The organism is Magnetospirillum sp. XM-1 (assembly GCF_001511835.1).
GTDB lineage: Bacteria > Pseudomonadota > Alphaproteobacteria > Rhodospirillales > Magnetospirillaceae > Phaeospirillum.
Genome location: NZ_LN997848.1, coordinates 3035275 through 3060838, shown reverse-complemented (window position 1 = coordinate 3060838; position 25564 = coordinate 3035275). Strand labels below are relative to the sequence as shown.

Genomic DNA, 25564 nt, shown 5'->3' with positions numbered 1-25564 from the left:
CCTCACGAATCGAAGTCCAGGCCAAGCTCGGAGTAATGGCCGCGCTTTTCCGACCAGTCCTCGCGCACCTTGATGTGGATGAACAGGTGGACGCGGCGCTCCAGCAGCTCTTCCAGTTCCTGGCGGGCGGAAGCGCCGATGGCCTTGATCTGGCGGCCGCCCTTGCCCAGCACGATGGGCTTCTGGCTTTCGCGCTCCACATAGATCACCTGATCGATGCGGGCCGAGCCGTCCTCCTTCTCCTCCCACTTCTCCGTCTCGACATAGAGGGAGTACGGCAGTTCCTGGTAGAGGGCCAGGAAGGCCTTCTCGCGGGTGATCTCGGCGGCCAGCAGGCGCTGCGGCAGGTCGGAGACCTGATCCTCGGGGAACATCCACGGCCCCGGCGCCACCATCTTGCCCAGATGGGCCAGCAGGTCGCCGATGCCGTCGCCCTTCAAGGCGCTGATCATGAAGACGTTGGTGAAGATGCCCTCGGCATCCAGCTGGGCGGTGAGGCCCAGCAGCTTCTCGCGCTTGACCAGATCCACCTTGTTCAGCACCAGGATGGCCTGGCGGTTGGCCTCCTTCAGCTTCTCGACGATGGCCCTGGTCTCGTCGTCATAGCCGCGTGAGGCGTCCACCAGCAGGCAGACGTGGTCGGCATCGGCGGCGCCGTTCCAGGCGGCGGCCACCATGGCGCGCTCCAGGCGCTTCTTCGGGCTGAAGATGCCGGGGGTGTCCACCAGCACCACCTGGGCGTCGTCGACCATGGCGATGCCCATCACCCGGAAGCGGGTGGTCTGCACCTTGGGCGAGACGATGGACACCTTGGTGCCCACCAGGGCGTTGACCAGGGTGGACTTGCCGGCATTGGGAGCGCCCACCACCGCCACGAAGCCGCAGCGCTGATCGGTTTCAGGAACTTCGTTCATTTCATCACCTGTTGCAGCAGCAGGCCGGCTGCCGCCTGCTCCGCCACCCGTTTCGAGGCACCGCGGCCCACGGCCGAGCCTACACCCTCGACACTGACCTCCATCAGGAAAATCGGCTCATGCGGCGGACCTTCCTGACCCAAAATCTTGTAAAGCGGCAGCGGCAATCCCCGCCCCTGGGCCCATTCCTGCAGCCCGGTCTTGGCATCCTTGGGCGGCGCCAGGGCTTCCTCCATCAGGGGCTCCCAGCGATTGCGCACGAAGGACGCGGCCACCGCGAAGCCGGCATCGGCATAGAGCGCCCCGATCACCGCCTCGCAGGCGTCGGCCAGGATGCCGGGATTGGTCCGCCCGCCGGCCTCGTCCTCGCCCCTGGCCAGCACCAGATGGCGGCCCAGATTGATCTGGTTGGCGATGCGCGCCACCGCTTCGCGCCGCACCAGGGCGGCATGACGGCGCGCCAGGGCGCCCTCGGCCTCGTTGGGAAAGCGGTCGAACAGCATCTCGGCCACCACCAGGCCCAGGACGCGGTCGCCCAGGAATTCCAGGCGCTCGTACGGGTCCGAGGTCTTGGTGCGCCGCCCCTGCTGCATGCTGGGATGGGTCAGCGCCTGGGAAAGCAATTCGGGCCGCGTGAAGGCGTGGCCCAGCACCGCATGAAGGTCGGCGGCGGCGGCGGAGCCGGCCATCGCCTACTCGATCCCCTGCAGCAGGCGGGAATAGCGGATGGCCCAGGGCCAACGCCAGACTTCCCACAACGCCGCGCTGCCGTCGCCCGAGAAGAACAGGATTTCCGCCCGGCCGACGAAATTCTCGGCCGGAACGTAGCCCACCTCGGACAGGAAGCGGGAATCCGCCGAATTGTCGCGGTTGTCGCCCATCATGAAGTAATGGCCGGGCGGCACCACGTATTCCATGGTGTTGTCGGCGGGGCCGTTGTCGCCCAGGAATTCGATGATCTTGTGCTTGCGCCCGTTGGGAAGCGTCTCGACGTATTGCGGCGCGCGCAGGATGTTGCCGTCCTTGTCCCGCTCGACGAAATCCTCGATCCGCTTCCTCTCCACGGCGGTGCCGTTGATGAAGAGGATACCACCCTTCACCTGGATGCGGTCGCCGGGCAGGCCCACCACCCGCTTGATGTAGTCGATCTTGTTCTCGGGCGGCTTCTTGAAGACGATCACGTCGCCGCGCTCGGGCGCCCGGTCCATGATCCGGCCGCCGCCCGGCCCGATGCCGAACGGCATGGAATAGCGGGAATAGCCGTAGGCGTATTTGGAGACGAACAGGTAGTCGCCGATCAGCAGGCTGGGGATCATGGATCCCGATGGAATGTTGAAGGGCTCGAAGGCCAGGGTGCGAACACCTCCGGCGATCAGCATGGCGTAGACGATGGTGCGGATCGTCTCGCCCATTCCGCCCGACTTGCCTTTAGACATGAATTGAGCCGCTTATCCCATTGAAATTCATGGCACCCGCCTTCGACAAGGCCGAGGGCGCCGCCGAGATCAAGCCAGCCAATGGCCCGGCTGTCAAGCCGGCACGGCTTCGATGATCACCACGGCCTGGGCCAGGGGATATTCGTCGGTGAGCGTAAGGTGCAGCCGGGCCTGCATCCCTTCGGGAATCCGCCGGGCCAGAAGCGCCGCGGCGCCACCGCTCAAGCGAAGGCAGGGACGCCCCTCGCCGTCGTTTCTCACCTCGATGTCGCGCCAGCCGACGCCTTGCTTTCCCAGCGCCTTGACCAGCGCCTCCTTGGCGGCGAAACGCTTGGCGTAGGCCCCGGAACGCGCCGCCCCCACCCGCCGTTCGGCGGTGGCCTTTTCTTCTTCAGTGAAGACCTTGGCGACGAAGCGCTCGCCGAACCGCTCGAGGCTGTCTTCGATGCGGCGGATGTCCACCAGGTCGTTGCCCAGGCCGATGATCATTGGCGCTTCACTCCCGTGGCGGCGATCCTAGAATCCGGCTACCCTGCCCGCAACAACACAAATCACCGCAGGGAAAACGGACATGGACATCAACGGCTTCATGCAAGGATACAAGACGGCCTGGGAAGGCCGCGACCCGGCCAGGTTCGCCGCGCTTTTCCACGCCGACGGGCGCTACCACAACACCCCGTTCCAGGTTCAGACCGGCACCGCCGAACTGGCCGAGTACTGGAAGCGGGTGCAGCTCCAGGAAGACGTCCATGTCGCCTACCAGATCCTGGCCAGCCAGGACGGCGGCGGCATCGCCCATTGGCACGTCACCTATCAGGTGGCTTCCGAGGAACTGTTCCAGATCTGGGCCAAGTCCACGGGAACCGGCCTGCCCAACCGCAAGCCCGGCGATCCGCTGCCCCGCATGGTGCTGGACGGCATGCTGCAGGCCAGCTTCGCCGGCGGCCTGTGCCGCGAGGCGCGCATCTGGTGGCACAGCATGCCGCAGCCTTAGAGAGGACGAAATGGTCGACATCAACTGGCAGCGCAAATACGAGATCGGTCACCCGAGGATCGACTTCGAGCACCGCATCTTCCTCGATCTCATCGAGCAGTTCGCCCGGCAGGCGGAATCCGGGGCGACGGCCAAGCGGCTGCTCAGGACCTGCGCCGAGCTCTACAAATACGCCGATTTCCACTTCTTCAGCGAGGAAGGGCTGATGGAGGAGATCGAGTGGCCGGAGACCGCCGCCCACAAGGCGCTTCACCGCGACCTGCTGAAGCAGCTCCACGATTACATCGATTCCGTCTCGGTGGATCAGATCCGCACCAGCGAGATGGTCGCCTTCCTGATGCAGTGGTTCGTCAGCCACACCGGAAGCGAGGACCGCAAGCTGGCCCACCTTCTGCCGTCCGCCTCGCCGTACAAGGCGACGGGCTGAGAAACGAAAGGGGGGCCTTAAGCCCCCCTCGCCTCGTCCATCAGGCGGCGCATGTGGCGGATGGAGGCGTCGAGGCCGACGAAGATGGCCTCCCCCACCAGGAAGTGGCCGATATTCAGCTCCATGATGGAGGCAATGGCCGCCACCGGCTTGACCGTGTCGTAGCTGAGGCCGTGGCCGGCATGGCATTCCAGGCCGATGGAAGCGGCATGGGCGGCCGCCGCCTTGATGCGGGCGAATTCGCGGTCGCGCTCGGCCCCCTCGGCGTCGCAATAGGCGCCGGTATGCAGCTCGATCACCGGCGCGCCCAGGGCCTTGGAGGCGTCCAGCTGCGCCGGATTCGCCTCGATGAACATGGAGACGCGGATACCGGCGTCCACCAGGCGGCCGACCAGCGGCTTCAAGGACTCGAACTGTCCCACCACGTCGAGGCCGCCCTCGGTGGTGCGCTCCTCGCGCCGCTCGGGCACGATGCAGGCGGCGTGCGGACGGTGCCGCAGCGCGATGGCCACCATCTCCTCGGTGGCCGCCATCTCGAAATTGAGCGGCAGCGTGATCTCGTTGGCCAGACGCTCCATGTCGCGGTCGGAGATGTGGCGCCGGTCCTCGCGCAGATGGGCCGTGATGCCGTCGGCACCGGCCGCCGCCGCCATGTGGGCGGCCCGGACCGGATCGGGATGACGCCCGCCGCGGGCGTTCCGGATGGTGGCGACGTGGTCGATGTTGACGCCGAGGCGCAGGCGGCCGGTCATATCCTCATAACTCCATTGAATTGGGCTATCGCCCGAACCCATCCGGGGCCGATGCCCCGGACCCCATTTTATTTCATGAATGGGGTTTGGGGCCCTTGGCCCCAAGCAGGTATGGGCGGCAGCCCATGAATGACTTCAGTTACGCGCCCGGTCCACCGAGTTGATGGCGGGCGTGGCGCGAAGCGCGGCGATGACGTTGGTCAGGTGCTTCACGTCCCTCACCTCGATATCGATGATCATCTCGAAGAAGTCGGTGGTGCGGTTGGTGATCTTGAGATTGGTGATGTTGCCCATGTTCTTGGCGATCACCGTGGAAATGGCCCCGAAAGCGCCGGGCTCGTTGGTCACCACCAGGTCGATGCGGCCCACATGGGCATTGCTGTCGGCCTCGTCCCAGGCGAGGTCCAGCCAGCGCTCGGGCTGGTCGGCGAACTGCTCCAGGTTCTCGCAGTCGATGGTGTGGATGGTGACGCCCTTGCCGGTGCTGACGATGCCGACGATGCGATCGCCGGGCAGCGGGTGGCAGCAGCCGGCGAAATGCATGGCCATGCCGGGGATCAGCCCCTTGATGGGCACCGCGCCGGCCTTGTCCTTCTTGTTGGTGGTCGGCTTGTCGCCGCCGCGCGCCTTCAGCGCCACCACGTTGTCGTTGCGGTTGGCCTGGGCCTTCAGCTCGGGGAAGACGGTGGAGACCACCTCGCGGGCGGTCAGCGTGCCTTCGCCCACCAGGGCCAGCAGATCCTCGGACGACGGCGCCTTGAAGATGCGCAGCACGCCGTCCAGGGCTTTTTCCGTGAATTCGTAGCCTTCCTGGCGGAAGCTGCGCACCAGGATGGCGCGGCCCAGCTCGGTGTACTGGGCGCGCTGCTGGGTGCGGATGAAGCGGCGGATCCGCGCCCTGGCCTTGCCGGTGACGACGAAGCGTTCCCAGGTGGGGTTCGGCGTCTGGGCCTTGGACGTGATGATGTCGACCTGATCGCCGTTGTTCAGCTGGGTCCTGAGCGGCATGATCCGGCCGTTGACCTTGGCGCCGACGCAGGTGTCGCCCACCTGGGAGTGGACGGCATAGGCGAAGTCCACCGGGCAGGCGCCCCGGGGCAGATTGATCAGGTCGCCCTTGGGCGTGAAGCAGAACACCTGGTCGGAGAACATCTCCAGCTTGGTGTGCTCCAGGAATTCCTCGGGGTTGGAGGCGTGCTCCAGGATGTCGAGCAGTTCGCGCAGCCAGCGGTACTGGCGGCCGTCGGTCATATTGCCGCCGTCGCCGCCGCCGCCCTTGTACTTCCAATGGGCAGCGACGCCCAATTCGGCCACCTCGTGCATCTCGCTGGTGCGGATCTGCACCTCGATGCGGTGACGCTCGGGCCCGAACACGCCGGTATGCAGCGAGCGGTAGCCGTTGGGCTTGGGCGTCGAGATGTAGTCCTTGAAGCGGTTGGGAACCATCGGATACTTGGAGTGGATCACACCCAGCGCCCGGTAGCAGTCCTCGATGTTTCCCACGGCGACGCGGAAGGCCATGATGTCGGACAGTTGCTCGAAGCCGACATTCTTCCTCTGCATCTTCTGCCAGATGGAATAGGGCGTCTTCTCGCGGCCCGAGACCACGGCCTTGATCCCCGCCTCGTCCAGGATGGCGCGAAGCTCGTCCAGGATGCGGCCGATCAGGTCGCCGCCCTGCTCGCGCAGGAAGGACAGGCGCGCCACGATGGAGCCCCGCGCATCCGGATGCAACTCGGCGAAGGCCAGGTCCTCCAGTTCCATCTTGATGCCCTGCATGCCGATGCGTTCGGCCAGCGGCGCGTAGATCTCCATGGTCTCCATGGCGATGCGGCGGCGCTTGTCGGGATTCTTGATGTAGTGAAGGGTGCGCATGTTGTGCATGCGGTCGGCCAATTTCACCAGCAGGACGCGGATGTCCTCACTCATGGCCAGCACCAGCTTGCGCAGGTTCTCGGCCTGCTTGGCGTGGTCCGACTGCAGTTCGATGCGGTTCAGCTTGGTGACGCCGTCCACCAGACGGCCGATCTCGCGGCCGAACAGCTTCTCGATGTCGTCGAGCGTGGCCGGCGTGTCCTCGATGGTGTCGTGCAGCAGCGCGGTGATGATCGACGAGGAATCCAGCCGGTACTTGGTCAGGATGCCCGCCACCTCGATAGGGTGGGAGAAATAGGGATCGCCCGAGGCCCGAAGCTGCGAGCCGTGCATCTTCATGGCGAAGACGTAGGCGCGGTTGATGGCGTCCTCGTCCGCGCCGGGATCGTAGGATTTGACGCGCTCCACCAACTCGAACTGACGCATCATCGCCTTAGGTCACCTCAACCTTTCTGCCCAAGTGTGTACCGACCAAAGGCCGGCGGCAAAGAGGAAAAAGAATAAAAAAGCCGCCCGCCCCCACCAAAGATGGGAACGGGCGGCCTTTTGGGAAAGACTTACTCGTCGCCGGAATCCACGTCGAAATCGGCGCCGGTGTCGTTGATGGACATGCCGTCCTCGATCATCTCGTCCTCGTTGGCGACGGTCTCGAAGGCCATGTCGCGGTCGGGGATGAAGCCCTCCATCTCGTCCTCTTCCGGCTCGTCCACTTCGACGTGCTTCTGGAGGCCCAGGATCAGGGCGTTCTGCAGGCCGTCCAGCCCGACAGTCTCGTCGGCGATCTCGCGCAGCGCCACAACCGGGTTCTTGTCGTTGTCGCGCTCCACCGTCAGCTTGGCACCGGCGGAAATGTCCCGGGCCCGCTGGCCGGCCATCAGCACCAGCTCGAAGCGGTTCGGAACCTTCAGTACACAGTCTTCAACCGTAACGCGCGCCATCGAAGATCCTTGCTTTAGGCAATCTCGGAAAGAGACAGCTTATATCGTCGCTTGGGCCCCGAAAGCAAGCCCCCATCCCTTCGCCCCCTTGCGGCAGGCCCCGCGGCCCCCTACGTTGAGGTCATTCTTCCCCGCTTTGGCGGGCCAAGCCATTTCGACCAAGCGAGTTCACCATGCAGTTTTATTCCGCCGAGCGACTCGGCCTGTTCATCGACGGTTCCAACCTTTATTCGGCGGCCCGCGCGCTGGGCTTCGACATCGACTACAAGAAGCTGCTGAACCTGTTCGCCGGCAAGGGGCGGCTGATCCGCGCCTTCTATTACACCGCCCTGATGGAGGATCAGGAATACTCCCCCATCCGCCCGCTGGTGGATTGGCTGGACTACAACGGCTACACCATGGTCACCAAGCCGACCAAGGAATTCACCGACGCCATGGGCCGGCGCAAGATCAAGGGCAACATGGACATCGAGCTGGCCATCGACGTGATGGAGATGTGCCAGTACCTGGACCATGTGGTGCTGTTCTCCGGCGACGGCGATTTCCGCCGGCTGGTGGAAGCGGTCCAAAGAAAGGGCGTGCGCGTCTCGGTGGTCAGCACCATCCGCTCGCAGCCGCCCATGGTGGCCGACGAACTGCGCCGCCAGGCCGACGTCTTCATCGAGTTGCAGGACCTGGAAAGCCAGATCGCCCGCGCCCAGCAATCGCACCGCGACGACCGCGCCTATCCGGCGGATTGATCATCGTCTCATGCGGGCGGGACGCCCGCGCTCCAAGAAGAGGCGCGCCACCCCGGAGCGCGGGCGTCCCGCCCGCATCCTCGCACAAGGGTATGACATGACCTTCTCCCCGCCTGCGGCCGATTGCGGCCTGTGCCCGCGTCTGGCCGAGTTCCGCCACGCCAACCGCGCCCAGTACCCCGGCTGGCATCACGATCCGGTGCCGTCCTTCGGCGACCTGGACGCCCGCCTGCTGGTGGTGGGCCTCGCCCCCGGCCTCAAGGGCGCCAACCGCACGGGCCGCCCGTTCACCGGCGATTACGCCGGCGACCTGCTCTACGCCACCTTGATCAAGTACGGGCTGGCGCGGGGCGAATACCGGCAATCGGCCGATGACGGGCTGGAACTGGTGGATTGCCGCATCACCAACGCGGCGCGCTGCGTGCCGCCCGCCAACAAGCCCCTGCCCGCCGAGTTCGCCGCCTGCCGCCCCTTCTTGGCCGCCGAGATCAAGGCCATGCCCAACCTCAAGGGCATCTTCTGCCTGGGCCGGGAATCGCACCAGCAGGTGCTGTCCACCCTGTCCTTGCGCCAGGCCGCCCATCCCTTCGGCCATGCCCGCCTCCACGCCCTGCCCGGCGGGCTGGTGCTGGGCGACAGCTACCACTGCTCGCGCTACAACACCAATACCGGTCGCCTGACCGAGGCCATGTTCCACCAGGCGCTGGAAACCCTGCTGGCGGCGCTGGGTTAATATCGTATCCCGATGATCGCAGCCGATCACCGGGATCGCCCTCAATCGGCGGGCGCCGCCGGTGGCGGCTTGGCTCCCGCGCCATAAGGCGTGCGGCGCCTCGCGCCTAACCAAACCGCGATGAGCTGGGCTCGTCGCGGTTTGGCATTAATACTCCATTGAATTGGGAGTGCTATACTTCCGGCTGTATATGCGGCGGGAGCATGCGGCATGACCGTCATCGAGTGGACCAACGAGCTGAAGCTGGGCGTGCCGGCCATGGATGCCGAGCACCACCAGCTCCTGCGCCTGACCAACGACTTCCTGGCCGCCGCCAAGGAACACGCGCCGTTTTCCCGGCTGACCCGGATCATGGGTGAACTGATCGCCCGCACCCGCATCCATTTCCAGGCGGAGGAAACCCTGCTGGACCATGCCGGTTATCCCGGCCTGGCGGGGCACAGGTCCGCGCATGCCCGCCTGCTGGTGGACGCCCAGCGGCTTTACGAGCGCTTCACCACCCTGGAAGCCGACGCCGGAGCGGACGAAGGCGCATCCCGCGACCTCACCTTGGAGGCGGCCCGGTTCCTGCAGCGCTGGCTGGTGGACCACATCATCGCCGAGGACCGTCCCTACCGTCCCTACGTCATGAAGCTGACCTGAGGCTCCAGAAGGTTAAAGCTCTTTGCCTCGTCGTCCCGGACTTGATCCGGGACCCAGGAGTCGCAGACGATGGCATTTAGGCTTTCCCCCCTGGCCCCCGGCTCAAGGCCACGGCTGTCCGGTTTGATTCGAGCCGGCAGGCGTGGAGTCATGAGACACGGATGTCACGGATGCGGCGCTTCGCACCGCTCACGGATAAACACGGAAATGCTCTGGTTTCCGGCTACCTCCCCGACCCAGCCCCAGAATGACCATATGGGATTTCCATAATCCGTGATCATCCGTGACCGCGAAGCGGCATCCGTGTCCATCCGTGTTCCATGACCAGATGAAACCCGCATTGGCTCCGCCATTCGGCGCTCTCATGGAAATTTAAACCGGACAGCAGTGGCTCAAGGCCGGGGTGACGGGCGAGGAGGCGGCATCGATTCAACTAAGCTCGGACAAACTCTAATCCCCGGACGGCAGGTCGGCGGAGAACAGGAAGTTGTTCTTCCCCATCCGCTTGACGGCATACATGGCGGCATCGGCGCGACGGATCAGGCTTGCCCCGTCCTCGGCGTCATCGGGATAAAGCGCCACGCCAATGGAGCCCCGCACATGGGCGGTCCCGGCCTCCAGCGCATAGGGCTCGGCCAGGAGCCTCAGAATCTTGCCTGCCACCAGGGCGGGATCGTCGCGGCCGTGGACTCCGTCCAGAATCAGCACGAACTCGTCGCCGGCCAGCCGGGCCAGGGTGTCGGCGGCCCGCACGCATTCCGACATGCGCGACGCGGTCTGCTGCAGCAAGACGTCGCCGGCGGCATGGCCCAGCGTGTCGTTGACCGCCTTGAAGCCGTCCAGGTCGAGAAACAACAGGGCGAAGCGCTTCTTTTCCCGCTTGGACTGGCGCACGGTCTGATTGAGGCGATCGAGGAACAGCGAGCGGTTGGGCAGGCCGGTCAGCGCATCGTAATTGGCCTGGCGCCAGATGCGCTCCTCGTCCTCCTTGCGGTGGGTAATGTCCGAGAACACCGCCACGAAATGGGTGATGGCCCCGCCGACATCGCGAAGCGCATTGATGGACAGCCACTCGGCATAGAAGGCGCCCGACTTGCGCCGGTTCCAGATCTCGCCCTCCCAATGGCCGGTTTCCGAGAGCCTCCGCCACAGCTCGGCATAGAATTCCGGTTCATGCCGGCCCGAACGCAGGAAGCTGGGATTTTGTCCCCGCACCTCGTCCTTGGAATATTCGGTGATGGTGGTGAAGGCGGGATTGACGAAGATGATGCGGTTGTCGGCATCGGTGATGACCACCGCCTCGGTCACCGTCTCCAGCACCTTGGAGGCCAGCATGATCTGCTGTTCCGCCGCCTTGCGCTCGGTGATGTCGTAGATCCAGGCCAGATTGACCGGCTCGTCCGCGAAACCCAGGGAACGGATGGTCAGCAGGCTCCAGAACGGGGCGCCGTTCTTGCGGCGGAACTCCACCTCGACGTCGTCGAGGTGTCCGTCGCGGCGCAGAAGGGCCAGCACCACCTGCCGCTGGGCGTCGTCCACATAGTGATCGCGGGCCTTCGAGCCCAGGAATTCCTCCTTGCTCATACCGATGATGTCGGTGAAGCGGGAATTGGCGAACACCACCCGGCCGTCGCGGCGCCGCGACACCGAAACGCCCACCGGGCTTTCCTCCAGGATGCGCCACAGCCGCTCCTCGCTTTCCTTGAGCCGCGCCGCATTGGCCGAGCGCTCGGCGATGTCGGCCTGCAGCCGCTCGACCATGGGGCGGAAGACCCCCAACGCCGACAGCACCAGCAGGCCGACGGCCACCGCCACCGTCACCGCCTGCAGCTTCATCAGCTCTTCCATCTGGGATTCGCTGTCCCGCTGGAAGCGGATGGTCAGTTCGTCGAGCGAGCGCAGCAACGACCCCACCGCCCCCGCCGAAATGGCGGCCAGATCGGGATTGGTGGCGGATGGCCGGCCTTCCTCGGCCAGAATGGCGCGGCCACGGGCGATGAACCCCTGAAGATCACGGTCGAGATTCCAGGGGGGACCGGAGAACACCTCCATCACCGAAGCCGGCGGCGGAGACTTGTCGCCGCGCATCAGCCGGTCATGCCGTTCCTCGATCTGGTCCAGGGTCTCGCCCAGCAGACGCGCCGTGGCCGCGCGCTCCGCGTCGTCGACGATGACCAGACGGTTGGCGGCGAAGGCCACCCGCTGCACCAGCATGCGCTGGCGTCCCGCCAGATTGACCAACTCGGCGCTGCCTTCGGCATCGACGATCATGCGGGTCAGGGCGACGAACGACATCAGGGCAAGCGCGCCGAGCACCACCAGAACGGCGACATACCGTGTGGTCAGTTCCCGCGTGATCCGCTCACCCAGATCAGACATCCCCAGACTTCCCGCATAACCCGCCATTGATCATAGCGGCAAAGCGAAGGCCTGTCTCGGCGAGCGGCGCGCGCCGAGACAGGCCTCTATTCAAGGGACGGCAAAAAGCCGCTTCAGGCCCCCGAGAGGCGTTCCAGGGCTTCGCGCAGCTTGGCCACCGCCTGCGCCCAGTCGTTGCGGCGCTCGCGCTGCTCGGCCACCACCTCTTCCGGCGCCCGCGCCATGAAGTCGGCGTTGGAGAGCTTCTTGTCCACCTTGGCGACCTCGCCCTCCAGGCGGGCGATCTCCTTGTCCAGGCGGGCGCGCTCCTTGTCCACGTCGATGACGCCCGACAGCGGCATCACCAGGGTGGCTTCGTCCACCACCATCTGGGCGGCGCCGTGGGACGAGGCCTGGGCCACCCGCTCGGCCGAGGCCTGGGCCTCGAAGGCGGTCAGGCGCGCCAAACGGGTGATCAGGTCGGCGTGGGTCTTGGCCCAGCCGCGCTTGGCATCGGCCAGACCGGACACCAGCAGGTCCACCTGGGCCGAGGGCGGCACGTTCATCTCGGAGCGCACGCCGCGCACCGTCGAGATCATGCGCACCACCCAATCCATCTCCTCTTCCGCCGCGGGCGCGGCCAGGCCGTCCAGGGCGGGCCAGGAGCGCAGCATCAGATCGCCGTCGCGCGTCGCGATCTGGCTCCACAGCTCCTCGGTGATGAACGGCATCAGGGGGTGCAGTACGTGCAGGATCTGGTCCAGCACCCAGGCGGCGGTGGCGCGGGTCTCGGCCTTGGCCGCCTCGTCTCCACCGTTGAAGATGGGCTTGGCGAATTCCAGGTACCAGTCGCAGAAGGTGCCCCAGACGAACTGGTAGCAGCCGCCGGCCGCCGCGTCGTAGCGGTAGTTCTCGATGGCGCTGCCCACCTTGGCGGCCAGTTCGGCGGTCTTGGCGGCGATCCAGCGGTTGACGGTCTCCTTGACCGCCTTGGGATCGAAGCCTTCCACCGGACGGCACTCGTTCATCTGGCAGAAGCGCGCCGCGTTCCACAGCTTGGTGGCGAAGTTGCGGTAGCCTTCCACCCGGCTCTCGGCCAGCTTGACGTCGCGTCCCTGCGCCGCCAGCGCCGACAGCGTGAAGCGCAGCGCGTCGCAGCCGTATTTGTCGATCAGGTCCAGGGGATCGATGATGTTGCCCTTGGACTTGGACATCTTCTGGCCCTTCTCGTCGCGGACCAGGGCGTGGATGTAGATGTCCTTGAAGGGCACGTCGCCCATGAAGTGGATACCCATCATCATCATGCGGGCGACCCAGAAGAAGATGATGTCGAAGCCGGTGACCAGCACGTCGCCGGGATAGTAGCGGGCCAGTTCCGGAGTCTGCTCCGGCCAGCCCAAGGTCGAGAACGGCCACAGCGCCGAGCTGAACCAGGTGTCCAGCACGTCGGAATCGCGGGTCAGTTCCACCGCCTTGCCATAGTGCTTGGCGGCGGCGGCCTGAGCCTCGCCTTCCGTCTCCTCGACGAAGAACGCCCCGTCGGGGCCGTACCACGCCGGCACCTGATGGCCCCACCAGATCTGGCGCGAGATGCACCACGGCTGGATGTTGCGCATCCATTCGTAATAGGTGTTCTCCCAGTGCTTCGGGACGAAGCGGGTCTTGCCGGTCTCCACCGCCTCGATGGCGGGCTTGGCCAGCGTCGCGGCGTCCACGAACCACTGGTCGGTCAGCCACGGCTCGATCACCACGCCCGAGCGGTCGCCATAGGGGACCATGTGGGTGTGGGGCTCGATCTTGTCCAGCAGGCCCAGGGCCTCGAACTCGGCGACCACCTTCTTGCGGGCGTCGTAGCGGTCCAGGCCGCGATAGCCCTCGGGCACCTCGTCGTTGGTGCGCGCATCGCGGTCGAAGATGTTGATTTGCGGAAGATTATTCCGCACGCCCACCTGGAAGTCGTTGAAATCGTGGGCCGGGGTGATCTTCACCGCGCCGGTGCCCTTGGTGGGGTCGGAATACTCGTCGGCGACGATGGGAATCAAGCGATTACAAATGGGTAGCCGCACCATCTTACCCACCAGGGCGGTAAAGCGCTCATCTTCAGGATGAACGGCAACCGCCGCATCGCCCAGCATGGTCTCGGGGCGGGTGGTGGCCACGGTAATGTAAGTATTTTCAATACCATCCACGGGATACCTGAGGTGCCACATGTGGCCCTTCACTTCCCGCTGCTCAACCTCCAGATCAGAAATGGCGGTGTGCAGCTTGGGGTCCCAGTTGACCAGACGCTTGGCGCGGTAGATCAGGCCCTGGCGATGCAGGGTGACGAAGACCTTGCGGACGGCGGCCGACAGGCCCTCGTCCATGGTGAAGCGTTCCTTGGCCCAGTCGGGCGAGGCGCCCAGCCGGCGCAGCTGGCGCGTGATGGTGCCGCCCGATTCCGCCTTCCACTCCCAGACCCGCTTGATGAAGTCGTCGCGGCCCAAATCGTGGCGGGTGATCTTCTGCGCTTCCAGCTGGCGCTCCACCACCATCTGGGTGGCGATGCCGGCATGGTCGGTACCGGGCTGCCACAGGGCGTCCTTGCCGGTCATGCGGCGATAGCGGATCAGTACGTCCTGGAGCGTGAAGGTCAGCGCGTGGCCCATGTGCAGGCTGCCCGTCACGTTGGGCGGCGGCATCATGATGGTGTAGGGCTGGGCGTTGGACTCGGTATGGGCGGCAAAGGCGCCCTGGGCCTCCCAGCGCTCGTAATGCTTCGGCTCCACCTGGGCGGGGCTATACGTCTTATCCAGCATGGCCATCGGACTGTCACTTCACCTAAAGGGGGGACAAACAAGAAGGGCGGCCCGATCGCGCCGGGCCGCCCCATGGCTTCGAACCGGCGGAGATTAGTACTCTCCGGTGCGGTTTACCATCCTCTCGATCTCTTTCTTGACGATGCGCTCGATCATGTAGGGCAGGTTCTGGTCCAGCCATTCCGACAGGATCGGCTTCAACAGCTCGCGCACCAGATCTTCCAGGGTGACGGCGCTGTTGCCCAGGCCGAAAGACTTCTGCCGCACGATCTCGCGCGCCAGATTGGTCAGCAGCGAGGCGCCATGGTCAATGCTGGGCGGGCTCATCAGCCCTTCATCGTCGGGCGGCGGAGCGCGGCGCGGCGGCGGCTCATAATCGTCCATGACCCGGCTGGCGGCGGCCATCACGGGGGCCGGCTCGAAATCGCCGAGATCGGCCTTGAAATCGTTGATGTCGAAAGCGGGCTCCGGCTCCTCGGGCGCTTCCTCCATCACCATGTCGTCGGTCAGTTCAAGGACGTCGTCCTCGATCTCCGGCTCGGGCTCGGGGATGGGCAGCGGCTCGGGTTCGGGCTCGGGCTCCGGCTCGGGGGCCGGCGCCGGCGTATCGAACAAGGAGTCGATATCGTCCTGGGCGAAGGTGGGGGTCGGTTCGGGCTCGGGCTCAGGCTCGGGCTCGGGTTCCGGCGGAGGCATGGGCTCCGGCTCCGGCTCGGGAGCGACCGGTTCGGGGGCCTTGGGCTTATCCTCGGCTTCATCTTCCGACAGGATGCGTCGGATAGAGGCGAGGATATCCTCCATTGATGGTTCTTGCTGGGCCTTGTCGTCGCTCATGTCACGGCTATTCTGTCTGCCTGCGCCCAAGAAAGGGACCTGCCGTAATAGTGACTTACGGCTGGTAACAAATGGTTAAAATTCCACGAGTCCCCAAGAGAAACCCGGATCAGCCACTCGACGCCGATCCGAGCCCCACTATTTCTACTCGTATCCTTTGTCCTTGTCGATGCCATTGCCGAACCATTGGCCACGGACATCGTCATAGTGCTTGGTCGGATCATAGACCTCGACGGGAAGATTGAGCCCCTGGGCGGTCATTTGCCCCAGGGCCGACTTGACCTGATAGGAGGCCGCCAGCACGTCGCGGCTGGCCTTGACCAGGTTGACGCGGGCGTCGAACAGCTCCTGCTCGGCGTTCAGCACGTCCAGGATGGTGCGCGAGCCCACCTTGGATTCCTCGCGCACGCCGGCCAGGGCCAGCTCCGAGGCCTTGATCTGCGCCTGATAGGAATTGGCCTGGGCGCGGGCAGCCTGCAGGCTTTCCCACGCCTTGGTGCCGGTCTCGATGGCGTCGCGCCGCGCCTGATCGGCCTCGATGCGGCGCTGGCCGGCAGTGTGCTTGGAGGCGCGCACCCGGGAATAGACGCTGCCCGATTCGTACAGCGGCACGCTGAGGTTCAGCAGGACCTGCCGGTTGGTGTACGAGGAATCCATGGTCGAGTTCTGCAGCCCGCGGGTGATGTCGGCGGACAGCGACACGGTGGGCATCAGCTCGCCCCAGATCAGGTCGGTGTTGTCCTTGGCGGCGGCATGGGTGAAATCGGCGGAGACCACGTTGGGATTGGCGGCCAGCGCCTGATTGGTGACCTCGTCCAGGCTGGCGGGCAGAGCCGGCGGCGTAGCGGGAGCGGCCAGCGCCTCGGGCGGGCGACCGACATTATTCACGTAATTGGCCCGCGAGCTCTGCAGGTTGCCTTCGGCGGCGACGCGGTCGGCGGTGGCCTTGGCCAGACGCGCCTCGGACTGGCTGACGTCGGTGCGGGTCAGCTCGCCGACCTTGAAGCGCTCCTGGGTCGCCTCGTACTGCTTGCGCAGCACCTGCTCGTTGTTGATGGACAGCTTCAGCACCGCCTCGTCGCGGACCACGTTGAGATAGGCGGTGGCGGCGGCCAGCAGGATGGTCTGCTCGGTGGAGGCCAGCAGGGCCCGCTCGCTCAGCACGGTGTTCTCGGCCTGGGCGGTGGCGGCCAGGGTGCGGCCGCCGCGGAACAGCGGCTGGCTGAGGGTCAGCGCCTCGGTCCGCGGCGTGCGGGTCATGGAATACTTGGCAAGGGTGTTGTTGTCATAACTGCCCCGGCCGACGGAACCGGTCAGCGATACCGTGGGCCGCCAGTTGGACAGCGCCTGGGGCACGCCCTCGTCGGTGGAGCGCAGCTTGGCGCGGCGCGCCAGCAGCGTCGGATTGGACGAATAGGTGGAGGCCAGCACCTCCTCCAGCGTCTCGGCGGCAACGGGAGTGGAAGCGGCCACGACGATGCACGCTGCGCCGATCAGCCCACAGCTTACCTTCCTCATTCAACACCTGTATTCAGCAATGCGGGTCCCCATCCCCGGAACGACCTAATATCGCCCGAGAACATTAGACCTTGGACGGGGAAGATCAAGGACAAATCCAGCCCCCTACCCTTGTCCGGGTGAGCGGATCCACCGTCACCCGGAACGAGATAGGCCAGAACGAGATAGGCCGGAACGAGATAGGGCGGAGTCTCAGAATACGAAGCCGGGCTTCGGCGCCATGCCGGGCAGATAGGGGGTGGAGCCGTCGAACAGCGCGCGGCGGCCGAAGGTGTCGCCGACGCGCACCACCTGCACTACCTTGCCGGCGCCCCTGGTCCCGGAATCGACCACGGCCACCAGACGGCCGCCGTCGCTCAGCTGGCGGCACAACGCGGCGGGAATATCCGCCACCGCGCCCACATAGACGATGACGTCGTAAGGCGCCTGGGCGGAATAGCCGGCGGCCGGATCGCCGTTCACATAGGCCACGTTGTCGATGCCCTGATCGGACAGGGCCTGGGTGGCGCGGGCGGTGAGATCAGCGTCGCCTTCCAGCGCCACGACGGTGCTGGACAGCTTGGCGAGCACGGCCGAGGCCCAGCCGGTGGCGTCGCCGATGGCCAGCACCACGTCGGTGGGCTGCACGGCGGCGGCCTGGAGCAGACGGGCCAGCACCAGCGGCTCGATCAGATAGCGTCCGCCGCCGATGGACACGTCCTCGTCAACATAGGCGAAGCCGCGCATGGATTTGGGCAGAAACGCCTCGCGCGGTGTGGAGGAAATGGCCCCCGCCACCAGCAGATCATGCACCTTGTTGGTGCGGATCTGGTTCTCGACCATATTGAATCTGGCGCCGGCGTAATCCATGGCCCTCGGGCTCCCATTTTGATCGTCGAAGTCTTTGACGGGCCCGCCCCCCTGTTTTGCACGGGCAGAGCCACGGGTGGAATTTATAGGCCCGACCGCCCGCGAAAACAATGCTGCGAAAAGGCTGAAACAGCCGCTTGACCCGGTATCGAACAGCGCGTATAAGCAGCGTCCTCACGTCGGCACCCGCCGGCTGGGCCGGTTGGCCGGGTGGCAGAGTGGCTATGCAGCGGACTGCAAATCCGCGTACGTCGGTTCAATTCCGGCCTCGGCCTCCACCGTCCCCAGGTCCGGGTACGAACGTGAGAAACAGAATTCCTCGGCTTGCCGCTACCGCTTTGGCAGGCCGTTGATCCGGAGTAGCTCAGCGGTAGAGCAGCCGGCTGTTAACCGGCTGGTCGGGGGTTCGAATCCCTCCTCCGGAGCCAATGAAGGGCCTGGAAAACGCGGCAAGCCGCTGTTTTCCAGGCCTTTTGCTTTCCAGCTTTTCCTTGATGCCCCTTGCGCTTGGGGGCATACAAATCCGGAAGAACTGGAAAACGGGATTCTCCATGACACGCACAGGCAACCGGGTCTTAAGCGTCCTCGCTCCGCGGCAGCTGTATGACTTCATCATGGAGACCGGATTCATCCGCGACGTCCTGCTGAGCAAGGTCGATGTTCCCGTCCGCATGGTGCTGGGCGAGCAGGACCGGCAGATGCAGGCCATGGACGACGTTCTGGTCATCGATTTCGAGAACAGGCTGAGCCCGGTGGTCAACGCCTTCGCCGCAGCGCCGTTCCGCAACGTGGGCGTCCTGCACATGGCCGACGAGACGCTGTCGGCCGATTGCTCGTACTACCCCAAGGTCGATTACGTGCTCCGCAATTACTGGCGCCCCGACGTGCTGGAGATTCCGGCGGGCAGCCGCTGCAAAGGCGCCATCTGGGTGCCCAACGGCTATCGCACCGGCGTCGGCCCCTGCCCCGCCCCGGGTCTACTGCCCTACGAACTGCGCACCACCCCCATGACCTTCATCGGCCGCACCCCGCCCGAACTGGCCGAACGCCACCGCATGATGGAGGTGATCCGGGCCAACGACCTGCCGGCCCGGCTGGAGACCACCTTGGTCTTCGGCGGCGAGTTCAGCGCCCACAGCTATCGGGCGGTGATGGAAGACACCCGCTTCGCCCTGGTGCCCGGCGGCAACTCGGTCGAGACCATCCGCCTCTACGACGCCCTGGAGACGGGGGCCATCCCGGTCTGCCTGGACGCCCCCTTCCTTAAGGACGAGCGGACCGCCGGCGGCATTCCCGCCGTGATCCTGTCGTCGTGGGACGAATTGCCCGGGTGGTGGCAAAGCGTGGAGGCCGATCCCGGACGCTATGCCGACCTTCAGCGCCAGGTCATCGCCTGGTGGGGCGCCTTCAAGGAGCGTCAGGCCGGCCGGGTGGCGGAGCTGATCAACAACGCCTTCGCCCGAAGCGCGGGATAGTCACTCCCCCGTGAAGCAGGGCGGGCGCTTTTCGCGAAAGGCCCTGACCCCTTCCTGGTAGTCGTGGCTGTCGTAGACCTGGCGGCGCAGGCCCTGTACCCGCTCGAAGCTGCGCGGCGAGATGGAATGGGCCGAGGCCAGCACCCGCATCTCCTCCTTCATCACCGCGATGGCCAAGGGCGCCAGCTTGGCGATGTCGCCCGCCATGTCGGTGCAAAATCCGGTGATGGCATCGGGCTCGACCAGATGGTTGACGATGCCCAGCGCCTGGGCGCGGGCCGCGCCCACCGGCCGGGCGGTGAACGCCATCTCGCGCACCACGTGGATGCCGGTGACGTTCATGAAGGTCAGCAGGCCCGACACGTTGTAGGGGATGCCCAGCTTGGCCGGGGTCAGCGCGAAGGTGGAATCGGGCGTCGCCACCACCATGTCGCAGGCCAGGGCCATCTCACAGGCTCCGCCCCACACGCCGCCCTCGATCAGGGCGATGACCGGAGCCGGGAACTCCTCGATGGCGCGGATCACCACGCGGAGCGGATCGCTCCAGCCCAGGGGATCGCGGTGAGTGCTGGGCAGTTCCGACACGTCATGGCCCGCCGACCACACCTTGCAGCCCGGCTCGGCCCGCAGGATCACCGTCCGCGCCTTGGCCCGCGACGCCTGGGCCAGCCCGTCGATGATGCCGTCGATCATGGCTTCGGACAGCACGTTGCGCTTGGCCTGGTTGGTCATGGTGATGACGGCCAGATGGCCGTCCAGCTCGATCAGCGTACCCGTCATGATTGCCCTTCTTTCACACCCCAGCCGTCGGCACAATGGCACGAAAGCGGCGACCTCCCAAGTCATGAACGATTTCGCAAGCGGGCGATTGCCCCCCGGCCGGTCCGCCCGTACACTGCGTCAAACACTCTTGCGGGAAGCGACATCATGTCTGATCAGGAACGCATCATCGAATTGACCGCCACCCTCGCCGACGTGGTCTCCCGCAAGGTGGAAGAGATCAAGAAGGTGACCGGCACGACCCGCATCCTGGCGCTCAACGCCCTGATCGAGGCGGCCCGCGCCGGCGAGGCCGGCAAGGGCTTCGCCGTGGTGGCCGGCGAGGTGAAGAACGTGTCGGAAAGCATCGACGGCATCACCCAGTCGCTGGAAGCCGAAATGGGCGCCGCCGTGGACGAACTGGGCAAGCTTGCCAGCCGCCTGCGGGCCGACGCCGCCGAATAGCCCGATGTTCCCGCCCCCCAGGATCAGCCGCCCCCTCGCCTCTTTCGGCCTCGCCCTGTTGCTGGGCCTGGGGTCCGGTCCGGCCATGGCCGGCTACGACGAGGGGCTGGCCGCCTATCAGAAGCGGGACTGGCCCACCGCCTTGCGGGAATTCAAGCCGCTGGCCGCCCAGGGCAACGCCGCCGCCCAGGCCCGGCTCGGCCACATGCTGTTCGAGGGACTGGGCGGGACCAAGGACGACGTCGAGGCGCTGCGCCTGCTCAACGCCGCCGCCGCGTCCGGCGATTCCCTGGCGCAGCACTTGCTGGGCAACGCCTATTTCAACGGCCGTGCTGTCCCTAAGGACATTTCCCAGGCCCTGGTGTGGTTCGGCCGCGCCGCCGACAAGGGCCAGCCGGAATCCCTCCACGCCATGGGCGAGATCCATTTCAACGGCTTAGGGATCAACAAGGACGAAGGCAAGGGCGTCGAATACTTCAAGCGCGCCGCCGAGAAGGGCTGGGCCGCGTCGCACGAGCGCCTCGCCACCCTCAGCTGGGATGGCCGCGCCATGCCCACCGACAAGGTCAAGGCCCTGGAGCATGCCCGCATCGCCGCCGATGCCGGTCGCCCCATCGCCCAGTTCGTCCTGGGACTGGGCTATCTGCTCGGCCAGGGCGGCGTCGAGAAGGACATGGCCAAGGCCGCCCAGTGGTTCCGCAAGGCCGCCGACCAGGGCCACCCCCAGTCCCAGCACAATCTCGGCGTCATGTACGCCAACGGCCATGGCGTCCAGAAATCGCCGGCCGACGCCTATTTCTGGATGGCGCTCGGCGCCCAGCGGGCGCCGGCCAACCTGAAGGCCAATTACGAAAAGGAACGTGATGCCGCCGCCGGCCGCCTGGCCCCGGCGGAATTGGAGGCCGCCCGCGGCCGGGTCGCCCAGTGGAAGCCCGGCAACGCCGTCGGCCCCCAGGTGGCCAGCGCCGCCCCGCCCCCTGCCGCCGCCACCCCGGCGGCGCCCTCGGCCCAGCAACCGGCCACCGCCCCGCCGCGCCCCACCGGCGGCAAGATGACCACCGGCTCGGGCTTCGTGGTGTCCACCGACGGCGTGATCATGACCAACGCCCATGTGGTGGAGCAGTGCCGCACCATCACCGTCAAGCCGCAGGAAGGCCCCGCCGAGATTGCCTCGCTGAAGGCCAAGGACGGCGCCAACGACCTGGCCCTGCTGAAAACCTCGCTACGGCTGCCGGAAATCGCCCGCTTCCGCCAGGACCGGCCGCTGCGCTCGGGCGACGAGGTGGTGGTGGTCGGCTATCCCCTGTCCTCGCTGCTGTCGCGCGAACCCAACGTCACAGCCGGCGTGGTCAGCGCGCTCAACGGCATGCGCGGCGACCCGCGCCACTACCAGATCACTGCCCCGGTGCAGAAGGGCAATTCCGGCGGGCCGCTGATCGACATGGGCGGCAACATCGTCGGCGTCGTCACCTCCAAGCTGAACGCCATGAAGATCGCCGACAAAACCGGCGACCTGCCCCAGAACATCAATTTCGCCATCAAGGCCGATCTGGCGCGCAGCTATCTCGACAGCAACGGCGTCAACTACCAGACGGCGGCGTCCTCGGCCCAATTGTCGGTGGCCGACGTGGGCGAGCGTATCAAGCGCGTCACCGTCTTCATCGAGTGCCGGGTCGAATAGGGTTCGACCAAGGAGCCCCTCGCCACCCTTCGTCATGCCTGGACCTGTTCCGGGCATCCACGCCCCACCGCCAACCTGGTGATTCCACACAGGATTCCAGCGCAACAGCATGGATGGCCGGGACGAGCCCGGCCATGACGATAAAGAGAGGAAAAGGCGGCGCCCTACGCCCGTTTGCGCACCCAGGGCAGGATGCGGCCGCGCATCTTGCGGTCGGTCTTCATGATGTGCTCCTGCAGCCAGATGGCCAGGAAGCTGCGCATGTTCTCGGTGGCCACCTTGAGGTCGCCCCAATCCCCCGCCCGGTGCTTGACCAGGAACTTCTCCAGCGTGGCGCGCAATTCGTCGTGCTGGCGCTTGTTCTCGGCGTAGCCCTCGTAGCCGGCCTCCTGCTGGGCCGTCTCTTCCCGCTCGAAATGGTCGTGAACATAGGCCTGGAGACGTTCGAGGATGTGGCCGATCTCGGCCGGGTCGACCTGCCCTGACGCGGTCTTGCTGGCCTCCTCGAACTGACGGACCAGAGCGAACAGTTCCTGATGGTCGTCATCGACCACGTCGATTCCGACCCGCATGTGCTCCTGCCAGGTTGCCATGCGTACCTCCTTGCCTTCCCTACCCACCGAAAGGATGCTCCCAACGGTATTGGCTGGCAAGGAACGGATTATGGCGTCCTGAGATCGAGAGATGGCCCGCCGTTGCGTTGTGTGGCGCGCAGCCGCCGCGCCGCCTCGACGTCCAGGTCCATGTTGAAGTCCTTGCGGTAGCTGGTGGTGGCGCCCACCGCCTCGTCGACCACCAGTCCCAGGACGGCGGCGCCGCCGGTGAAGACGATGAAGGCGGTATTGCCCCACAGCCAGCCGTTGGCTCCGGAATTCAAGGTGTTGACGGTGCGCCGGTAGCCCGGAGCCTCGCAGGTGACGGTGATGGGGGCCGCCTTGTGCGGCAATTGCACCGTCGCCGGGGTGACCAATTCGGCGGAAAAGCCGTCGCCGCCGCCCAGATGACAGCGGGCCCCGGCGGGCTGGGTGGCGATGTTGACCTCCGACGACGGGCCGTTGACCATGGAGGCGCATCCGGCCGCTAACAGGGCGGCCGACACCACGAGCGCATGTCTCACGACGGGACTCCCGCGTCCTGCCGCAGGGACGAGAAGATGCGCTGGCGGCGTTGGTAGAGTTCCAGCAGCTTCCACCGCGCCACCGGGATGTCGCGCACCATGGAGCCCGGAACCAGCAGCAATTCGCTGCGCATGGCCGCCATCAGACGCCCCTGCCCGGCCTGGGAGAACAGGACCTCGGACTCGTTCAAGGGCTCGCCGATGCCGCAATATTCCACCACGGTGCCGTCGAAATAGCGGTCGAGGCGGCCGTCCCTGACCATGAAGACGAAGTCCTGGCCGGTCATGTCGATCTCCTCGCCGGTGGCGAGGTAATAGGGCTGACAGGCCTCGGCGATGCGCACCTCGGTCAGGTTGGACAGGCTTTCGCCGAACAGCCAGGTGTGATTGAAGAAATTCCTGAGATCCGCCAGCCGCGAGATGCGCTCGCTCATCTCGTTGCGCTCGACGAAGCTGCGGTACAGCCCCGACGGAATCTTGAGCGCGCGCACGAAGCTGAGCGCCCGGTAGGTCTCGAACGACGGCTCGCCCGACAGGGCATAGGACTCGCCGATCATGGCGCCGGCCGAAAGCATGGCGGTCTGGTCGGAATCCGGCTCGATGGTCTCCACCAGTCCCGTCAGGATCAGATGGACGTCGTCGCAGTAGCTGCCTTCGCGCAGCAGGATGGTTTCCGGGTTGAAGGTCACCACCGGGTGGTTGAGCAGGATGCGGATCTGGTGCTCGGGCACGCCCAGGAAGTACTCGGCCAGATAGCCGTGGGCGGCGCGCAGCCGGTATTCCTGGTAGGACGGGATCAGGGCGTCCACGGTGCCGAACGGCGCGCCCGAGCCGATGCTCTTCTGCGCCTTGGTAAGCTGAAGGGCGGTGTGGGAGAGGATGATCTTCTCGGATTTGTCCTCGCGGAAATCCTCGGCGCAGCCGTGGATCAGACCGCCGCCGATATCCAGCTTCTTGACGTTGGCAGGGACCAGATAGTCGTCGCGCACCTGGACCATCAACTCGCTGCTGATGCCGTGGCGGGTCTCGTCGTCGTCCACCATCTGCCCCAGCACGTCCAGCGACACGATGTCGGCCATGTGGGCGTAGGAGCGGAACCCGTCCTCCCACGGCGTGCGGAAATGAAAGACAGTGGTCTCCACCGGATGGGGCGAGAAGATGGGCCGCACCTCCAGCCCGTCGATGTCGTTCCACACGCCGAGCTGCAGGTCGCAAATCTCGAAATACTCGCCGAAGGAATCCTCGCCGATATTGGTGAGCGCCGCCAGCTTCTTGGCCACCGACGAGCGCACCGCCGGCAGGGCGTAGTACTTGATCCGGTGGTCGGCGCGGAACAAGGTGGTCAGGCCGCAGAAATGGTCGTCGTGGCAATGGGTGTGGAAGATGCCCTCCACCTCCTGCACGCCGATGCCCAGCGCCTGCAGCGCCGAATGGATGTTGGGGCCGGCGTCGATCAGATAGATCTTGCCCTGGAACATCAGGATCGAGGACATGGCGGCCCGTTCCGGGTCCCAGCCGTCGCCCTCGCCCGAATGGACCACCGAGAAGTACTCGCGCTCCAGATCGTGATAGCCCAGGTGATAGGGCGTCTCGTAGGTGTGGCCGGCCGGCAGGTTGAGGTCCACCAGGGCCGTCTCGCCTGCGTATGCAAATTCGAAGACGTTGACCTCGAGGCGGCGCACCGTCACGCCGCCGGGCAGGATGGCCGAGCCGTCGCCGATGAAGCAGGTGTCGAGCAGGTCGCCCGGCGGGCGGATGGCGCCGAAGGCGAAGCGCAGCTTCATGCGCATCCACTCGGCCGCCATGTCGGCGGGAACGCCGGCGGCCAGCATCTCCTCTTCCGACAGCAGGCCGTAATTGCCGCGCATGACGTATTCCATCTGCGCCTCGACCTGCTGGGCGAGGCCCATCAGCAGCGGCTTGCGCCCCGAGCAGTTGGGATGGCCGGGAATGATCATCCCCTGGCGGTAGAGCATCTGCAGGATGGGAAATTCCGACAGATTGGAGAAGGCGCCGTTCTGCAGCGGCACGTCGGACAGCAGAATGGCGTTGGGGCCGGTCTCGAACGTCACCCCCGCCCGCTCGGTGGGAACGATCAGGCCGCGTTTGATCAGGTGCTTGACGCTGTCGGCGGGACAGCCGCACAGGACGCGCAGGTCCGCTTCCGGGACCTCGACCCAGCTGATTCCAGACGATACAGCAACAACCCGCATGCGGCTTCCCCCCACAGGACCGCGTTCCGGTTTCGGCTGAGAATGG

24 protein-coding genes and 2 tRNA genes are annotated in these 25564 nt (G+C 65.8%); 10 read left to right on the top strand and 16 right to left on the bottom strand.

Annotation, left to right across the window (positions count from 1 at the left end):
• Positions 1-2 precede the first annotated feature (2 nt).
• The 4 genes from era to acpS form a co-directional block, all read right to left on the bottom strand.
• Complete coding sequence (gene era / locus XM1_RS14125) at positions 3-914, bottom strand: GTPase Era (RefSeq protein ID WP_068434491.1); 912 nt, start codon at positions 912-914, stop codon at positions 3-5.
• The gene (rnc, locus tag XM1_RS14120; protein ID WP_068434488.1) at positions 911-1603 is read right to left on the bottom strand and encodes a ribonuclease III; all 693 of its coding nucleotides are present in this window, start codon (positions 1601-1603) and stop codon (positions 911-913) included. The genes era and rnc overlap by 4 nt, the downstream gene beginning before the upstream one ends.
• A gap of 3 nt (positions 1604-1606) precedes the next feature.
• Complete coding sequence (gene lepB, locus XM1_RS14115) at positions 1607-2350, bottom strand: signal peptidase I (protein ID WP_068434485.1); 744 nt, start codon at positions 2348-2350, stop codon at positions 1607-1609.
• A 93-nt stretch (positions 2351-2443) separates the two neighbouring features.
• The gene (gene acpS, locus XM1_RS14110; protein ID WP_068434482.1) at positions 2444-2839 is read right to left on the bottom strand and encodes a holo-ACP synthase; all 396 of its coding nucleotides are present in this window, start codon (positions 2837-2839) and stop codon (positions 2444-2446) included.
• Between the two features lie 82 nt (positions 2840-2921).
• Between acpS and XM1_RS14105 the strand changes: the two genes are divergently transcribed.
• Together XM1_RS14105 and XM1_RS14100 are read left to right on the top strand one after the other, a co-directional pair.
• Positions 2922-3344, top strand: coding sequence for a nuclear transport factor 2 family protein (locus XM1_RS14105; protein WP_068434479.1), 423 nt, complete (start codon positions 2922-2924; stop codon positions 3342-3344).
• 10 nt (positions 3345-3354) lie between these two features.
• A complete protein-coding gene (locus XM1_RS14100) occupies positions 3355-3771 on the top strand; it encodes a bacteriohemerythrin (protein ID WP_068434476.1) in 417 nt (138 codons plus the stop codon).
• Between the two features lie 17 nt (positions 3772-3788).
• On the opposite strand, the gene XM1_RS14095 is transcribed toward XM1_RS14100, so the two are convergent.
• The 3 genes from XM1_RS14095 to rpoZ all read right to left on the bottom strand — a co-directional run bounded on the left by XM1_RS14095 (position 3789) and on the right by rpoZ (position 7336).
• Complete coding sequence (locus XM1_RS14095) at positions 3789-4523, bottom strand: pyridoxine 5'-phosphate synthase (RefSeq protein ID WP_068434473.1); 735 nt, start codon at positions 4521-4523, stop codon at positions 3789-3791.
• Between the two features lie 135 nt (positions 4524-4658).
• The gene (locus XM1_RS14090; RefSeq protein WP_068434471.1) at positions 4659-6827 is read right to left on the bottom strand and encodes a bifunctional (p)ppGpp synthetase/guanosine-3',5'-bis(diphosphate) 3'-pyrophosphohydrolase; all 2169 of its coding nucleotides are present in this window, start codon (positions 6825-6827) and stop codon (positions 4659-4661) included.
• Between the two features lie 128 nt (positions 6828-6955).
• Positions 6956-7336, bottom strand: a complete 381-nt coding sequence (rpoZ, locus tag XM1_RS14085; RefSeq protein WP_068434468.1) for a DNA-directed RNA polymerase subunit omega — start codon at positions 7334-7336, stop codon at positions 6956-6958.
• A 173-nt stretch (positions 7337-7509) separates the two neighbouring features.
• Between rpoZ and XM1_RS14080 the strand changes: the two genes are divergently transcribed.
• From XM1_RS14080 to XM1_RS14070, 3 genes are all read left to right on the top strand, one after another.
• Positions 7510-8076: an NYN domain-containing protein gene (locus XM1_RS14080; protein WP_068434465.1), complete on the top strand. Its 567-nt coding sequence runs from the start codon at positions 7510-7512 to the stop codon at positions 8074-8076.
• A 97-nt stretch (positions 8077-8173) separates the two neighbouring features.
• Complete coding sequence (locus XM1_RS14075; protein WP_068434464.1) at positions 8174-8809, top strand: uracil-DNA glycosylase; 636 nt, start codon at positions 8174-8176, stop codon at positions 8807-8809.
• 210 nt (positions 8810-9019) lie between these two features.
• The gene (locus XM1_RS14070) at positions 9020-9451 is read left to right on the top strand and encodes a bacteriohemerythrin (RefSeq protein ID WP_068434459.1); all 432 of its coding nucleotides are present in this window, start codon (positions 9020-9022) and stop codon (positions 9449-9451) included.
• 450 nt (positions 9452-9901) lie between these two features.
• On the opposite strand, the gene XM1_RS14065 is transcribed toward XM1_RS14070, so the two are convergent.
• From XM1_RS14065 to XM1_RS14045, 5 genes are all read right to left on the bottom strand, one after another.
• Positions 9902-11830, bottom strand: a complete 1929-nt coding sequence (locus XM1_RS14065) for a diguanylate cyclase domain-containing protein (RefSeq protein ID WP_068434456.1) — start codon at positions 11828-11830, stop codon at positions 9902-9904.
• A 113-nt stretch (positions 11831-11943) separates the two neighbouring features.
• Positions 11944-14607, bottom strand: a complete 2664-nt coding sequence (locus XM1_RS14060) for a valine--tRNA ligase (protein WP_172821968.1) — start codon at positions 14605-14607, stop codon at positions 11944-11946.
• A gap of 93 nt (positions 14608-14700) precedes the next feature.
• Positions 14701-15441 carry a DUF2497 domain-containing protein gene (locus tag XM1_RS14055; RefSeq protein WP_068434450.1) on the bottom strand — a complete coding sequence of 247 codons (741 nt, stop codon included), beginning with the start codon at positions 15439-15441 and terminating at the stop codon, positions 14701-14703.
• 144 nt (positions 15442-15585) lie between these two features.
• Positions 15586-16959, bottom strand: a complete 1374-nt coding sequence (locus XM1_RS14050; RefSeq protein ID WP_068434448.1) for a TolC family outer membrane protein — start codon at positions 16957-16959, stop codon at positions 15586-15588.
• 192 nt (positions 16960-17151) lie between these two features.
• On the bottom strand, positions 17152-17808 hold the full coding sequence (locus tag XM1_RS14045; RefSeq protein WP_068434445.1) for a protein-L-isoaspartate O-methyltransferase: 657 nt from the start codon (positions 17806-17808) through the stop codon (positions 17152-17154).
• Between the two features lie 204 nt (positions 17809-18012).
• On the opposite strand from XM1_RS14045, the gene XM1_RS14040 reads away from it, so the two are divergent.
• From XM1_RS14040 to XM1_RS14030, 3 genes are all read left to right on the top strand, one after another.
• A tRNA-Cys gene (locus tag XM1_RS14040) sits at positions 18013-18086 on the top strand.
• Positions 18087-18161: 75 nt separating this feature from the next.
• Positions 18162-18236, top strand: a tRNA-Asn gene (locus tag XM1_RS14035).
• A gap of 186 nt (positions 18237-18422) precedes the next feature.
• Entirely contained in the window at positions 18423-19283 is an 861-nt protein-coding gene (locus XM1_RS14030) for a hypothetical protein (protein WP_172821929.1), read from the top strand.
• Here XM1_RS14030 and scpB read toward each other — a convergent pair whose 3' ends face one another.
• Positions 19284-20063 carry a methylmalonyl-CoA decarboxylase gene (gene scpB, locus XM1_RS14025; RefSeq protein WP_068434439.1) on the bottom strand — a complete coding sequence of 260 codons (780 nt, stop codon included), beginning with the start codon at positions 20061-20063 and terminating at the stop codon, positions 19284-19286. It lies immediately after the preceding gene.
• Positions 20064-20210: 147 nt separating this feature from the next.
• On the opposite strand from scpB, the gene XM1_RS14020 reads away from it, so the two are divergent.
• Both XM1_RS14020 and XM1_RS14015 read left to right on the top strand, forming a co-directional pair.
• Positions 20211-20507, top strand: coding sequence for a methyl-accepting chemotaxis protein (locus XM1_RS14020; protein ID WP_068434436.1), 297 nt, complete (start codon positions 20211-20213; stop codon positions 20505-20507).
• 4 nt (positions 20508-20511) lie between these two features.
• Positions 20512-22188 (top strand): trypsin-like peptidase domain-containing protein, encoded by a 1677-nt coding sequence (locus tag XM1_RS14015; RefSeq protein ID WP_068434433.1) that lies wholly within the window; start codon positions 20512-20514, stop codon positions 22186-22188.
• Between the two features lie 164 nt (positions 22189-22352).
• Here the strand turns inward: XM1_RS14015 and XM1_RS14010 are convergent, their stop codons facing one another.
• From XM1_RS14010 to XM1_RS14000, 3 genes are all read right to left on the bottom strand, one after another.
• A complete protein-coding gene (locus tag XM1_RS14010) occupies positions 22353-22781 on the bottom strand; it encodes a bacteriohemerythrin (protein WP_068434430.1) in 429 nt (142 codons plus the stop codon).
• 68 nt (positions 22782-22849) lie between these two features.
• A complete protein-coding gene (locus XM1_RS14005; RefSeq protein ID WP_231920517.1) occupies positions 22850-23305 on the bottom strand; it encodes a hypothetical protein in 456 nt (151 codons plus the stop codon).
• Complete coding sequence (locus XM1_RS14000) at positions 23302-25518, bottom strand: cyclic nucleotide-binding domain-containing protein (protein ID WP_068434423.1); 2217 nt, start codon at positions 25516-25518, stop codon at positions 23302-23304. The genes XM1_RS14005 and XM1_RS14000 overlap by 4 nt, the downstream gene beginning before the upstream one ends.
• Positions 25519-25564: the final 46 nt, after the last annotated feature.